Source organism: Tenuifilum sp. 4138str (assembly GCF_041102575.1).
GTDB lineage: Bacteria > Bacteroidota > Bacteroidia > Bacteroidales > Tenuifilaceae > Tenuifilum > Tenuifilum osseticum.
In genome coordinates, this window is record NZ_JBGCUE010000002.1 from 96,985 (window position 1) to 110,827 (window position 13,843).

The following is a 13,843-nucleotide window of genomic DNA, read 5'->3' on the forward strand; positions in this document are numbered from 1 at the left end:
CCTTAAGCCTCAGCGTTTTCGGTTTCCTCCGAAGTTGACTCTGCTTGAGAATCGGCTTCTTTGGCAGCCATTTCGGCGCGCTTCTTGGCTATTTCCTGAGCGCGAGCATCACGAACCTTCGATTCGGCTTCCATGCGTTTCTTCATCTCCTCGGCTTCGCCCTTGGCCAATGAATCAATCTTAGCCTTAATCTTAGCTTCCTTTTGGCTTACCCAATCCTGGAATTTAGCCTCAGCTTGCTCGGGGGTAAGAGCACCCTTTTTAACACCCTCAAGAAGGTGTTTCTTTAGCATTACACCTTTGTACGATAGGATAGCCCTACAGGTGTCAGTTGGTTGAGCGCCTTTTTGCAGCCAGTCCAATGCCCTATCAAAATTTAATTCAATAGTAGCAGGATTTGTAAGGGGATTGTATGAACCAATCCTCTCAATGAATCTGCCATCTCGTGGCGCCCTGCTATCCGCCACCACAATGTGGTAGAAAGGTCTTTTCTTCCTTCCCTGGCGGCTTAGTCTGATTTTTACAGGCATACTTTACGCTTTTAGTTAAACCTACTATTTTACTTTAGCGGCGCAAAGATATACTTTTTTTTACGATTTGGAACTCAGAAAATTGCTTTATTCTTATTTTGATATAAATTTTTGACAATTGCTATTTGAAAAAAAATAGTAACCTTTGCAGGGTATGGGTTTGTTAAAAAACACTAAACCTTGCTAAGCATGAAAAGAATATCAACCATTACGCTAAAGCTGTTAGTTTTCTTATTGGTAATACTGCTATCATCGTTAGCAAACGCTGAAACCATTGCCAAAAAGATAAAAACCATCCCTCAAGGTAGCGATTCAGCTTTTATTACCAAAACACTTGGCACACCAACCGAAATACAGGTGGTTTTCAGGTATTTCTACCAAGGGAATCAGGCCGTTTTTATTGACAGCGTTATAAGGGATATTCGGCTAGCTGAACCGCATAAAAAACTAAAAATTAAGCTGAAAAGGCAACTTAAAGCCGAACAGAAAAAGGAAACTCCCATATCATCGCTCAGGATTGGAATGAATATTTCTGAAGCGCTGGAGCGCGCAGGTGAGCCCGATAGTATAGTAAAAGGAGAGGATTGGTACTACACCAACAGGCATCGTATTGAAATGGCCAACGGAAAAGTTATTAAAACTGAGGTTCACCTAAAAGCCACACTTGAGACACTTGATTGGATATGGCTCAACTTCACAAAGGGTGGTTTGCTTTTTATGAACATCACCCTGGCTTTAATAATGTTTGGCATCGCCCTTCAAATCAAGATTGAGCATTTTAAGCTGTTGCTGGTTAGTCCTAAACCTGTTATTCTCGGTTTCCTTTCACAGTTCCTTGTTTTACCTTTCTTTACATTTCTCCTAGTATTAATTATTCAACCAACACCAAGCGTTGCAATGGGTATGATACTTGTTGCAGCTTGCCCGGGAGGAAATATATCTAACTTCATTTCATCGTTGGCAAAGGGAAACGTGGCACTGTCAATTACTTTGACGGCCATTGCCACCCTTGCGGCAATATTTATGACACCCTTCAACTTTGCCTTTTGGGGAAAACTTTACTCAGCGGCCTCTAACCTGGTAATACCCATTGAGATTGATGCTTGGGAAATGATTAGAACCGTTCTGATACTGCTTGGAATACCGGTTATTCTTGGTATCGCCTTTGCCCGGTTCTTCCCAAATACTGCGGAGCGCATTTCAAAACCTTTTAAGATTTTTTCCATTGTGGCATTTTTGGGTTTTGTTGTTGCCGCGCTGGCTGCTAACTTTGGGTACTTCCTGAAATATATCCATCTAATTGCGCTAATTGTTCTTGTACACAATGGATTGGGGTTACTGGTAGGTTATACTATCCCAAGCATTTTTAAGCTTAGCAAGCAAGACCGAAGAACTATAGCAATTGAAACCGGTATTCAGAATTCAGGTCTTGGACTTGTGCTAATCTTTAACCCCAACCTATTCGATGGACTTGGCGGAATGGCCTTTATCGCTGCCTTTTGGGGTATATGGCATATAGTATCGGGACTTGGGATTGCCTATTACTGGTCAAGAAAACCCCTCTAAATGTATTTTTGTTTTTAATCCAACATAGCTATGCCCACCAATCGTGAACGAATTGAGGAATGGTCAAAAGCATACTGGCTTTTAAGGTTTTACCAAAACTTTTTGTTTAAGCTTTACTTTAAAACCGAGATTGTAGGCATGGAAAAGCTTCCGCCTAATACTACCTTTATTTTTGCCCCCAACCACCAAAATGCGCTAATTGATGCGCTTGCCATGTTAACCCTTAAACATAGCTGGCAGCCCATTTTCCTTGCCCGTGCCGATATTTTTAAGAAACCGCTGGTATCAAAAATACTTACCTTTCTAAAAATCATGCCCGTTTACCGCATTCGCGATGGTTTTGAGAACCTCTCACTTAACGATAGTATTTTCCTAAAAACCATGGATATAATCCGTAAAGGCAACGGTCTTGTAATTCTCCCCGAGGGGAACCATGCTGGTTTCAAAATGCTACGACCTCTAAAGAAGGGTATTGCCCGCATTGCCCTTCAAACCGAGGATGCTTCCGATGGCTCACTTAACATTCATATTGTCCCTGTTGGGCTGGACTACTCAAACTATGTTAGGTATAGGAGCAAATTGCTCATCCGGATTGGTGAACCTTTCCCTGTTAAGAAATACCTTGACCTTTACAGGCAAAGCAAAGCCCTTGCTTACAATGCCCTGATAGATGAACTATCAGAACGCATTAAAGCGGAAATGATTCACATTGAAGATGAACAGAACTATTACGAGTACCTTTTCCTAACCCAGCTTTTCCCAAAAAGATTTATCAAGGAGAACAAACTACCCAATACTCTAAACCAGGCATTTGAAATAAGCAAAAGGTTGATTCTCAAACTCGACAGACTTAAGGAAACGGACAGGAGTACCTTCGATGGGATTATTCAGCTAGCCCATGAGCTGAGGGATCGCATTTCAGCCAACCGGATTAAAACCCAAGCATTGCCGCTAAAGGTAAGTAAAGCTTTTAACCTGCTCTGGATGGTTCCACTTTTTGTTGCATTGTCGCCTTTGGCCATTTTTGGGTTCATCAACCATATCATACCTATAATTATTCCCTACCAGTTAAGTAAGAAATTTGAGGACGTTCAGTTCCACAGTTCAGTTCGCCATGCTGCGGGCTTGCTGTTATTGCCACTTGCATACCTAATCCAAACAGTAATTGTTGGACTGATTCTAAAAAGCTTAGCAATGGCATTGCTTTACCTTGTTTTACTACCTCCCGCAGCAGTTATTCTTTACAACTGGCGTAAGTTGTTCTATAAGATTAGAGGATTAATCAGTATTTTGATTTTTGCGACTAGGAATAGAAATGAGTTTGAACGCATCAATAACCATTTCAATAGGTTAATGAATGATATTAAGTCGATATTTTAATTCGGAATATCTTGTTCTGTAATCATACCCATTCAACGTCAGGTTTTGCTGTAATACCATTACATTTGAAAATGAATGTAACTATTCGTATTTTTGCACGATGAAATATTAACCCGATGCTTAAGGCCCTAATTGTTGACGATGAGATTGCCTCGTTACGTACGCTTGAGTTGCTCCTAGGACATTTTGAGCAGCATATCGAGATTATTGGGGTTGCTTATTCTGCCAGTGAAGGTATCGATAAGGTAACCAAATATGATCCCGATATCGTTTTCCTCGACATCGAAATGCCAGGAGGTAGCGGCTTCGATTTCCTTGAGGGTTGTCCTCACCGGAACTTTGATGTTATCTTTATAACCGCATACAATAACTACGCCATCAAGGCCTTTAAGTACAGCGCTATCGATTTTTTACTAAAGCCAATTGAGGTTGATGAACTCCACGAAGCGTTGGAAAAGGTTATCCGTCGGCGTTACTCAAACTTTGATGGCCGTAACAAGTATTTCGCCCTCTTTGAGAATATCAAGGAGATTATTCCCCAGAAGTTGGTGGTTTCAACAAATGACAAGTACGAATGCCTTGATGTTGGCGAAATTGTTTTTGTTGAGAGTGTTCCTAACGGAACCCAAATCAAGCTGGTAAATGGCAGCCAATTTCTGGCCAACAACCCTTTTGGCGACATTTGCACTTTGCTTGAGGAACGTAATTTTAGCTTCATCAACCCAAACTGCCTGATTAACCTTGGAATGATCCGTAAAATTTCAAATAAGCCAGAAGGTAATATTGAGCTGAAAAACCACGAGCTAATTACCGTAAGGGGCGAGTATCTGGAACGTTTGAATCATCAGCTCGAGAATATTTCAAAATAAGCTGCTGTTTTGGGTAGAATCGTTGCACTTGATATTGGTCGTAAGCGAACGGGCATAGCCATGACCGATCCGTTGCGAATTATTGCATCGCCGCTGGAAACCATACCCACCCATAAGGTAATCGATTATCTTACTGAACTTTTTCTGAAGGAAAACATCGACATACTGGTAGTGGGCAATCCCCGCCAAATGAACAATACCCCTTCCGAAGCTGTTAACTACATAAAGCCCGTAATTAACGCCATCAAAAAGAGGTTTCCCGAAATGCCCATTGAACTTGTGGACGAAAGGTTTACCTCCAAAATGGCCTTGCAGGCCATGATTGATGGTGGCATGAAGAAGAAGGACAGGAGGGAAAAGAGCAATGTAGATAAAATCAGCGCTGCCATTATCCTGCAAAGCTACATGGAGGGATTAAAATATAAGTAGTAATTTTACGCGTTAATTAGGACAGATGATACGAACAGTTTACGTTTACGGATCGCCAGTATTGCGCAAGGTGGCTCAGAATATAACACCCGATTACCCCCAGCTCGATGCACTTATAGCTGACATGTTCGAAACCATGGAGCAATCCGATGGTATTGGTTTGGCTGCCCCCCAAATTGGCCTTTCCATTAGGCTTTTTGTGGTTGACGGCACTCCCCTTGCCGACGATGACCCAACCCTTAAGGATTTCCGCAAGGTCTTCATAAACGCCCAGATTACTGAACGTTTTGGCGAGAAAGTAATTTATAACGAAGGTTGCCTTAGCCTGCCCGGCTTACATGAGGATGTTGAACGGGAGTCGAAAATTCGCATTCGTTACCTCGACGAGAAATTTGTGGAGCACGAGGAAGTGTATGAGGGCATGGCTGCCCGCATCATCCAGCATGAGTACGACCACCTGGATGGCATACTCTTTACCGACCGTGTATCGCCCATCCGCAAGCAGCTGCTCCGCTCAAAGCTCAATGCAATAGCCAAGGGTAAGTATAGCGCAAGCTACAAGTGCCGGATTGGATAAACGATACCTGAGTTTTTGACTGCTAAATATTTCTTGGCAGCTAAAACTCTTAACGTATTCCTTTGAGAGTCTGAAAATTCAAATGTTGTTCAGCTAACAAATAAACGCTCTTTTGCCTACCTTATCCCCGAAATGCCGGGATAAACTTTGCGGAGGAATCTCATATTTAGTGTACCGTGTTCCGTGTGCAGTGTACAGTGGGGGGGGTGTTTAAGGATAAAGAATTAAAATTTAAAATTTCAGATTTCAGATTCATGATTGTAGGTGGTTTCTTAAGCCATCAACTATCAACCATCAACTTTCAACTTTCAACTTTCAACTAAATTGTTATCACAGAGTTGCACAGTGTGACACGGTGTTACACAGAGCGTATGACGTGGCTATCGCGAACAACGATTCACGAGCAACGAACAACGTTTCCAGCCCCGTAAGGGCTAAACATTTGTAACCCCATGGCTACTCCCGCGTTAATTGCGATGCACGCATTGACATTTCTAAGAGCAACACTGAAACGTTGCATCGCAACAGAAAAGTATGGCCAAGAGCAATTGCCCAAAAAACATCAAGAATTAAAGGTTAAGAGATGCTTCGACAAGCTCAGCATGACAAAGGGGACGTGGATGTCAAAAGTATTGTCATTCCGAGCTAGTCGAGGAATCTCATTTAAAAAAGGGAATAAAGGTTCAAAGAGATGCTTCGGCTAGCTTAGCATGACAGATAGATGTTTCGTCGGAATCCATCCCGAACAAACGGGACAAAAAAATATCCTAAATCAAACAGCATTAATTCCTGAGTAATGAATAAAGGCTTAGAGGCTATGCCTTGCTCCCTCATACCTTAAGTGGAACCATATTTTAGGACTAGACAATAATAATAAATCTACTATACCCTAAACACTATACCCTAAACACTAAAACTAACCACTTCAGCTTCAGTTCAATCAAAAATTTTTCTTTAAGCTATCCCTTGCTAATTAAATAATTAGTTGTATTTTTGCGTCCCGCTTATTATCAAATTTAAGGATCACAAAAAAGTTGGTATTAACCTAAAAATTAAGAGATTGCAGTGAATACGCAAAGTTACAAAACGGTAATGGCAAACGATGCCACCGTTAAAAAGGAGTGGGTTGTGATTGATGCTACTGACCAGGTGCTAGGTCGCCTATCGAGCCAAGTAGCAAAAATCCTAAGGGGGAAACACAAACCCAGCTACACCCCACACGTCGATTGTGGTGATAGTGTAATTATCATCAATGCCGACAAGGTTCGTTTAACCGGTCGTAAGTTAACCGATAAGGAGTATGTACGCCACACCGGATACCCTGGTGGTCAGCGTTTCTCAACCCCTAAGGAAATGCTTCATCGCAAGCCCATTTGGGTTATTGAGCACGCTGTAAAGGGCATGCTGCCTAAGAACAGGCTTGGCGCCGAGATGTTCCGCAACCTTTACGTTTATGCTGGTTCCGAGCATCCGCACGAGGCACAACAACCAAAGAAAATTGAATTAAGCAACATTAAATAAGTTAACTTATGCAGGTTTATAACGGATTAGGTAGAAGAAAATCGGCTGTTGCCCGTGTTTACCTCCGCGAAGGTAAAGGCAACATCACCATAAATGGCCGCGACCTCAAGGAGTATTTCAGCTCAGAACTGCTCCACTACGTGGTAAAGCAGCCTCTAATGGTACTTAACGCCACCGAAGGTTTTGACATTAAGGCAACTCTCGATGGTGGTGGTATAACCGGTCAGGCTGAGGCTCTTAGGCTTGGTATTGCCCGCGCACTTGTTGAGTACAACGAGGCAAACAGGGCTGTTATGCGCGCCAACGGTTTCTTAACCCGCGATCCTCGTGAGGTTGAACGTAAGAAACCCGGTAGGCCAAAAGCCAGAAAGAGATTCCAGTTCAGCAAACGTTAATGCTATCAATTGTTTAACAAACTATTTATTAACCATTTGGCAGGCAGTTTAGTAATAAATTGCCCAGACTCCCGAAAGGGACTACTGAGCGATTGCCAAAAAATCTAAACAAACAAAAAATGTCAAGAACAAATTTTCAGGAACTGCTCGAAGCAGGTGTGCACTTTGGTCACTTAAAGCGCAAGTGGAACGCAAAGATGGCTCCTTACATCTTTATGGAGAAAAACGGTATCCACATTATCGACCTGCACAAAACAGTAGTAAAAATCGATGAAGCTGCCGCTGCAGTAAAGCAAATCGCCAAATCGGGTCGTAAGATCCTTTTTGTTGCCACCAAAAAACAGGCAAAGGACATTGTTGCCGAACGTATCAAGGCTATTAACATGCCTTACGTTACTGAGCGTTGGCCTGGTGGTATGCTCACCAACTTCCCCACCATCCGCAAAGCCGTTAAAAAGATGAACAGCATCGATAAGATGATGACCGACGGCACTTTCGACACCCTTTCAAAGCGTGAAAAGCTCCAAATTCAACGCCAACGCGCCAAGCTGGAAAAGAACCTTGGTTCAATTGCCAACCTCAATCGCTTACCAGCAGCCCTTTTTGTGGTTGACGTTCAAAAGGAATATATCGCCGTTCGTGAAGCCAATAGGCTTAACATTCCGGTTATCGCAATGGTTGATACCTGCTGTGATCCTACTCCAATCGATTTTGTGATACCCGCTAACGACGATGCATCCAAATCTATCGCCCTGATTGTTGACATCATGGCTAAAGCCATTCAGGAAGGGCTTGAGGAACGCAAGGCTGAAAAGGATAAGGAACCTGCCGCTGCCGAAAAAGAGGAGGGCGTAAAAACCCGCGCTCGCAAGGCTAAAAAAGCTGCCGATGTAGTTGAAGAGCCCGAAGATGAGGATGAAGCCGACGAGGTTGAAGAGGTTGAAAAACCCACTGCCACTATCGTTGACGATGAGATTGACGAAGAATAACAACATAGACCCTAAAAAAACTAAATACCATGGCTGAAATTACAGCTGCTGATGTAGCAAAACTTCGTAAACTTACCGGAGCAGGCATGATGGATTGCAAGAATGCTCTGGTTGAAGCTAACGGCGATATGGAACGCGCCATTGAACTTATCCGCGAACGCGGTAAGGCCATTGCCAATAAACGTGCCGACCGTGAAGCCGGTGAAGGCGCTGCCATTTCAAAGGTTAACCAGGCCGGTACCCGTGGTGCCATGATTGTGCTTAACTGCGAAACCGACTTTGTTGCTAAGAATGCCGATTTCCTTGGCGTAGCCAATAAAATACTTGACCATGCCCTGAATACAGCACCTGCCAACCTCGACGCGCTCAAGGAATCGAGCCTCGATGGCCGCAAGGTAGCCGATTTTGTTGCCGAGTTCTCCGGTATTACCGGCGAAAAGGTTGAACTATCGTACTACGAGCAGGTTGAAGCACCCATGGTGGTTTCATACATCCACATGGGCAACAAGCTGGCTACTCTGGTAGGCTTCAGCAAAGCAATCGATATCCAGGCCGCTAAGGATGTTGCCATGCAGGTTGCCGCCATGAGCCCTGTGGCTATCGACAAGGACGATGTTCCCGAAGATATTCGCCAGAAGGAGTTTGAAATTGGCCGCGAGCAGGCACGCCTTGAGGGCAAACCCGAGAACATGCTCGATAAGATTGCCGAAGGCAAGCTACAGAAATTCTACAAGGAGAGCACCCTGCTCAACCAGGAATTTGTTAAGGATAGCAAGTTAACCATACGCCAGTACCTGCAAAGCGTTGATAAGGACGTTAAGGTAACCGCATTCAAACGCGTATCGCTCAACCTATAATCCTTACAGCATATCACCTTGAAAGGAGAGCAACCCTGCTCTCCTTTTTTATTATATCTACTCAATGTCGTTTAGTTAACAAAAATATACATGCCTGTCATCCTGCGCACAGCAAAGGATCTCTAATCGACCCCATGAGATGTTTCGCTTGCGCTCAACATGATAAAGGGAGTTAGGGAGCCATGATGTTGTCATCCCGAGCGTAGTCGAGGGATCTCATATAAGGGTAAAAGGGGAAAGAGATGCTTCGACTTAGCTCAGCATGACAACTATCTCATGAACCGATCGACAGAAAGTATCACAGAGTTACACAGTGTAACACGTGTTGCACAGAGAGTATAACGTAGCATTCACGAACAACGATACACCAACAACGAGCAACGCTTCCAGCCCCGTAGGGGCTAAACATTTGTAACTCCATCACGACTCCCACCTGTATAGCGATGCACGCAATACATAAGCTAAAGAACAAGGGGGAAACTTTGCATCGCAACAGAGAGACATTGCAAAGAGCGATTCACACGTTCTTTCTTGTCTTGATACAAGAAAGAACCAAAGAAAATCAAGGCTGAAAAGCCCGACCCATTTCTGGGTCAGGCTTTTATGCCTCTGCTTGCTTCTTCCGCTCCATTCCCTATCAGGAATATGGGTTAGGGTAAGGTCGTATCCACATTCAACCCAGATGACCCCTCTAAATCTCCCCTGAGAGGGGAGACTTTAGCCCTGCAATAAGGTTTCCTAATTGCTTCTCCCCTCTCCTGTCAGGAGAGGGGCGGGGGTGAGGTCTTTTTCCACGATCAACAATCAATGCTTCCCGCCCCGTAGGGACGAAATATTTACAACTCCATTGTCATTCCGAACTAGTCGAGGTATCTCGATTTAAGATTTAAGAACTCACTAGTTAGCACACGTCTTTAGACGCACACACAAATCGCCCTGAAAGGGCAAATCACATTAGCCCTGGGTTTTAACCCAGGGCATTGAGGTGTTCAAATTATTTTGCGATGCACGCAACAACTTTTCCAAAGAGCAATTCAGATACGTTGCATCGCAACCTAAAAGCATTGCAAAGAGTGATTTATGCGTTCTTTCTTGTCTTGATACAAGAAAGAACCAAAGAAAATCAAGGCATAAAAGCCCGACCCATTGCCGGGTCAGGCTTTTATGCCGTTTCCTTTTATTATTCTTATTGGCTGAGGAATCGTATTTGTAAAATAAAGGTAAAAGGAGATGCTTCGACTGGGCTCAGCATGACAATTGTTTTACGAACAACGAGCAACTATACACGATCAACTTCATTTGTCATCCCCAACAAAGTCGAGGGATCTCTTCAAAGGATTGAAGAGAAAAGAGCAATGAGATGCTTCGGCGAAGTCTATCCCGATAAATCGGGACTCAGCACGACAGCGTAATGTTTCGCTCGTGCGCAACATGACTTACAACCTTAACTAAACAACATTGATATCTAATTACTATCCCTATCATCACTGACATAAACGCAGATACGTCAATTGATATAATCAATTGATGTGTCTCGAATAAATAAATTCTTTAACTTTACTAAAAGAATTATGTGACAAATTGATAAAGAAGGACTTAAAACAATCACCTGTTCAGTAAAGTATAGGTAAAGCCCCAATATTCACCCATTGAACATGAAAAACGTAACTGTAAAAATTGATAGACACCGCGACGAAGAAGTTATATGCTTTATATGTGAAAAGGACTTACAACTAATTGAGATACTTAAAACTAAGCTCAATGCACATTGGAGTGCTACAAAAAAATGTTGGTATCTGCCCATTTCTCATTTCAATTTAAAAAAAGCATTTGAAGCATTTAAAAGCATAGCTTGGTTGGATATAAAGAATCTATCTCATACACCAAACGAAGATAAATACCAGATAGATACTCTGCAGGAAAAAAAAGGTTTGAAAAATGGCTAAAATTTAGACGTTATAGCCCCAACACAATCAAAACCTATACAGATGCTTTGGTTGTTTTTCTCAGCTATTTTGACTATAAACCGGTTTCTGAATTATCCAACGACGATGTGGTATTATTTGTAAACCAATATATACTAAAGCGCAAGTATAGCTTTTCGTATCAAAACCAAATAGTTAATGCACTAAAACTTTACTTCCGGGAAATACGCAAAAGCAAAATAGAGGTTGAGGGATTGCAACGCCCCCGTCGGGAGCACAAGCTGCCAAATGTTTTAAGCATGGAAGAGGTTAAAGCCATACTCCAGGCCTCAACCAACGTAAAGCATCGCACCATGCTAAGCCTGATATACGCTTGCGGACTACGGCGTAGCGAGCTGCTGAACCTAAGAATTGGAGACGTTGACTCAAAACGCCATATGCTCATTATTCGAAACGCGAAGGGCTACAAGGACAGACAAGTGCCAATTTCAGACAAAACCATTGAGATGCTCAGAGAATACTATAAAATGTATAGACCAAATGTATGGTTGTTTGAAGGACAGTACATAGGTGAAAAATATAGCGAAAGAAGCTTAGAACAATTGCTAAAAAAGGCTTTACTAAAAGCTAAAGTCACGAAACCAGTAACACTACACTGGCTCAGGCATTCGTATGCCACCCATTTATTGGAGGCTGGTACTGATTTAAGGTATATTCAGGAATTACTGGGGCACAAGAGTTCAAAGACAACAGAAATTTACACTCATGTTAGTCAAAGCAGTTTGCAAAAAATCAAATCTCCTTTTGATGATTTGTAAAAAATTTTTAAACTTGCGAAAATAGAACGCTATTTTATAGCGCCTATACACCCAAAAATGGAAATAAGGCGCAACATTGTAGCGCATATAAACTAGTTGTGCGTAATTTTGACATGAACGAAACGAAAGACATATTTTGGGATGTTAAAGATGTCGTTTTATATGAAAACTTCTTTAACACAGGAATAATTGGTAATGACCAGTTTCACAGAACATATGAATTGGTAAAGAACTTGTCATACAATCTCCAATATCTAGAGTTCATTTCAAAAGCATTGAAAAGAGATACTCATTCTGTTATTAGAACCGAATTGATTAAAACATTCGTAATAACTGGAATAAGCGTCATTGAATCTATTCTTTATTACGTGTTGAAAAGCAAAAACCTTCATAAAACAGAGCCTTTTGAAGAAATTGCTTTAATAAATTCAAATGAAAAGAAAGTAAATGGAGTTTTCATCAAAGTTGAAACTAGACTTTTAAAGAAACTAGAAGAAAATAAAGAAGTAGAAATGAATTTAAATTCTATGCTTCAGAAAACAGAGAAAAATAATCTACTTGGTAACGATCATTCAATTTACACTCAACTCAATCATTTAAGAAAACTAAGAAACAAAATTCATTTATACTTGATAGAGGAAAATTTAGATCACGATTGGAATAGTTTTAATAATAATGAAATGACCTTAATGAAAAAATCGTTGCACAAAATATTGTTTTCAGAATTGTTTAATTATGAAACTGAAGAGCGAAAAAATCTTTTTGATTTTATAGAATAATAAAAAAACTACGCACAACACGTGGTTACACTTACTGGGGCTGATGATGCAGATACGGAAAAATATTACTAATTTAGTATAGTTTTAACGTGTGATAACGCCGCTGACTTTTAACTCCCAAGCAGTTTCAACCACGGAACCGTTAGCGGGCATTGTAAAACGACCAACACAAACCAACATTCAGACAATAAAGTAGACTTCTGACAATGGAACAGAAAGACAATGCAACAATTAAAATAAGCAGTAATAGTGCAACACCATTCGCACAAACTTACTTTCACGGGACAAAAGCGGACTTGAAAGTTGGTGACTTAATTCAGGTAGGTTACAATTCAAACTACGGACAACAAAAAAATGCTAAATACATCTTTTTGACAGCAACTTTGGACGCTGCAATTTGGAGGGCTGAACTTGCTTTTGGTGACGGACGAGAGAGAATTTATTTAGTAGAGCCAACAGGAGAGATGGAAAATGACCCCGACCTGACCGACAAGAAATTTCCCGGAAACCCAACACAATCTTTTCGTTCAACTAAACCATTCAGAGTAGTTGGAGAAGTAACAATTTGGCAAGGACATCCAGCCGAACAAGTAAAGACTATGAAAGAACATCTTGAAAAACTTAAAGAACAAGGTGTAAATTCATTGAATGACGTATAGAAATGATAAAAAATGACCTCTCAATGCAAAGTAACAAAGAAATAGTATTAGAGTTTATAAGTGCAACAAATCAAAAAGATTGGGATAAGGTTTTGACTTTAGTCCATAACGATTTTGTAAGACATAGCTCATCTGAACCAAAAGAAATAAAAAGTAACATCGGATTAGTTAAATTCCATCAAGCAGAACTAGAAACATTTCCCGACCTGAAAGAGACCGTAATTTTTGCAATTGAAGAAGGTGAATTAGTTGCTGCGAGAATAAACTTTTCAGGTACACAATTAGGACAACTCATAAATTTTCCACCGACAGGTAAAAAACTGATTGCGGATTTTAACTGCTTCTTTCGTGTAACGGAAGGAAAGATAAAAGAAACTTGGGTTGAGTATGATAATTTAAATGGACTTATTCAACTAGGTCATTACAAAATAAGTTGAAGAATATGACGAAGAAAAGGAACAACGACCCGCTAACAGCGGTTTGGCGTAATGGCGGGTGCAGTGCTTCGTATGACAGTTTTTTGGTAGGTTCAAGTGCAGTTCTTCGATT

Annotated in this window: 15 protein-coding genes; 14 read left to right on the forward strand and 1 reads right to left on the reverse strand. The window is 41.4% G+C overall.

From position 1 onward, the window contains the following. Nucleotides 1-2: 2 nt before the first annotated feature. A complete protein-coding gene (locus AB6811_RS02265) occupies nucleotides 3-530 on the reverse strand; it encodes a 30S ribosomal protein S16 (RefSeq protein ID WP_369488637.1) in 528 nt (175 codons plus the stop codon). 189 nt (nucleotides 531-719) lie between these two features. Between AB6811_RS02265 and AB6811_RS02270 the strand changes: the two genes are divergently transcribed. The 14 genes from AB6811_RS02270 to AB6811_RS02335 all read left to right on the forward strand — a co-directional run bounded on the left by AB6811_RS02270 (nucleotide 720) and on the right by AB6811_RS02335 (nucleotide 13,731). Beyond that, nucleotides 720-2,096: a bile acid:sodium symporter family protein gene (locus AB6811_RS02270; protein WP_369488639.1), complete on the forward strand. Its 1,377-nt coding sequence runs from the start codon at nucleotides 720-722 to the stop codon at nucleotides 2,094-2,096. A gap of 30 nt (nucleotides 2,097-2,126) precedes the next feature. Next, entirely contained in the window at nucleotides 2,127-3,476 is a 1,350-nt protein-coding gene (locus AB6811_RS02275; protein WP_369488640.1) for a 1-acyl-sn-glycerol-3-phosphate acyltransferase, read from the forward strand. 116 nt (nucleotides 3,477-3,592) lie between these two features. Further along, nucleotides 3,593-4,345 (forward strand): LytR/AlgR family response regulator transcription factor, encoded by a 753-nt coding sequence (locus AB6811_RS02280; protein ID WP_369488642.1) that lies wholly within the window; start codon nucleotides 3,593-3,595, stop codon nucleotides 4,343-4,345. 9 nt (nucleotides 4,346-4,354) lie between these two features. After that, entirely contained in the window at nucleotides 4,355-4,774 is a 420-nt protein-coding gene (gene ruvX, locus AB6811_RS02285; protein WP_369488644.1) for a Holliday junction resolvase RuvX, read from the forward strand. A gap of 25 nt (nucleotides 4,775-4,799) precedes the next feature. Then, a complete protein-coding gene (gene def / locus AB6811_RS02290) occupies nucleotides 4,800-5,351 on the forward strand; it encodes a peptide deformylase (protein ID WP_369488646.1) in 552 nt (183 codons plus the stop codon). A 1,065-nt stretch (nucleotides 5,352-6,416) separates the two neighbouring features. Continuing rightward, complete coding sequence (gene rplM / locus AB6811_RS02295) at nucleotides 6,417-6,872, forward strand: 50S ribosomal protein L13 (RefSeq protein WP_369488648.1); 456 nt, start codon at nucleotides 6,417-6,419, stop codon at nucleotides 6,870-6,872. An 8-nt stretch (nucleotides 6,873-6,880) separates the two neighbouring features. After that, nucleotides 6,881-7,267 carry a 30S ribosomal protein S9 gene (gene rpsI / locus AB6811_RS02300; protein ID WP_369488650.1) on the forward strand — a complete coding sequence of 129 codons (387 nt, stop codon included), beginning with the start codon at nucleotides 6,881-6,883 and terminating at the stop codon, nucleotides 7,265-7,267. A 119-nt stretch (nucleotides 7,268-7,386) separates the two neighbouring features. Beyond that, entirely contained in the window at nucleotides 7,387-8,256 is an 870-nt protein-coding gene (gene rpsB / locus AB6811_RS02305) for a 30S ribosomal protein S2 (protein ID WP_369488652.1), read from the forward strand. A 29-nt stretch (nucleotides 8,257-8,285) separates the two neighbouring features. Then, on the forward strand, nucleotides 8,286-9,113 hold the full coding sequence (gene tsf, locus AB6811_RS02310) for a translation elongation factor Ts (RefSeq protein WP_369488654.1): 828 nt from the start codon (nucleotides 8,286-8,288) through the stop codon (nucleotides 9,111-9,113). Between the two features lie 1,655 nt (nucleotides 9,114-10,768). Continuing rightward, a complete protein-coding gene (locus AB6811_RS02315) occupies nucleotides 10,769-11,059 on the forward strand; it encodes a hypothetical protein (RefSeq protein ID WP_369488656.1) in 291 nt (96 codons plus the stop codon). Nucleotides 11,060-11,085: 26 nt separating this feature from the next. Then, entirely contained in the window at nucleotides 11,086-11,856 is a 771-nt protein-coding gene (locus AB6811_RS02320; protein ID WP_369489068.1) for a tyrosine-type recombinase/integrase, read from the forward strand. A 98-nt stretch (nucleotides 11,857-11,954) separates the two neighbouring features. Next, nucleotides 11,955-12,635: a hypothetical protein gene (locus AB6811_RS02325; protein WP_369488658.1), complete on the forward strand. Its 681-nt coding sequence runs from the start codon at nucleotides 11,955-11,957 to the stop codon at nucleotides 12,633-12,635. A gap of 206 nt (nucleotides 12,636-12,841) precedes the next feature. Then, nucleotides 12,842-13,294, forward strand: a complete 453-nt coding sequence (gene arr, locus AB6811_RS02330; RefSeq protein ID WP_369488660.1) for an NAD(+)--rifampin ADP-ribosyltransferase — start codon at nucleotides 12,842-12,844, stop codon at nucleotides 13,292-13,294. Between the two features lie 23 nt (nucleotides 13,295-13,317). Beyond that, nucleotides 13,318-13,731: an ester cyclase gene (locus AB6811_RS02335; protein ID WP_369488662.1), complete on the forward strand. Its 414-nt coding sequence runs from the start codon at nucleotides 13,318-13,320 to the stop codon at nucleotides 13,729-13,731. The last annotated feature ends 112 nt before the right edge of the window (nucleotides 13,732-13,843 follow it).

Bases quoted from the DNA above. Each gene is read 5' to 3' on its own strand.
- rpsB (WP_369488652.1), top strand. From the start codon at position 7,387: ATGTCAAGAACAAATTTTCAGGAACTGCTCGAAGCAGGTGTGCACTTT.
- AB6811_RS02280 (WP_369488642.1), top strand. From the start codon at position 3,593: ATGCTTAAGGCCCTAATTGTTGACGATGAGATTGCCTCGTTACGTACG.
- AB6811_RS02265 (WP_369488637.1), bottom strand. From the start codon at position 530: ATGCCTGTAAAAATCAGACTAAGCCGCCAGGGAAGGAAGAAAAGACCT.
- AB6811_RS02335 (WP_369488662.1), top strand. From the start codon at position 13,318: ATGCAAAGTAACAAAGAAATAGTATTAGAGTTTATAAGTGCAACAAAT.
- def (WP_369488646.1), top strand. From the start codon at position 4,800: ATGATACGAACAGTTTACGTTTACGGATCGCCAGTATTGCGCAAGGTG.
- AB6811_RS02270 (WP_369488639.1), top strand. From the start codon at position 720: ATGAAAAGAATATCAACCATTACGCTAAAGCTGTTAGTTTTCTTATTG.
- AB6811_RS02275 (WP_369488640.1), top strand. From the start codon at position 2,127: ATGCCCACCAATCGTGAACGAATTGAGGAATGGTCAAAAGCATACTGG.
- arr (WP_369488660.1), top strand. From the start codon at position 12,842: ATGGAACAGAAAGACAATGCAACAATTAAAATAAGCAGTAATAGTGCA.
- tsf (WP_369488654.1), top strand. From the start codon at position 8,286: ATGGCTGAAATTACAGCTGCTGATGTAGCAAAACTTCGTAAACTTACC.
- rpsI (WP_369488650.1), top strand. From the start codon at position 6,881: ATGCAGGTTTATAACGGATTAGGTAGAAGAAAATCGGCTGTTGCCCGT.
- AB6811_RS02315 (WP_369488656.1), top strand. From the start codon at position 10,769: ATGAAAAACGTAACTGTAAAAATTGATAGACACCGCGACGAAGAAGTT.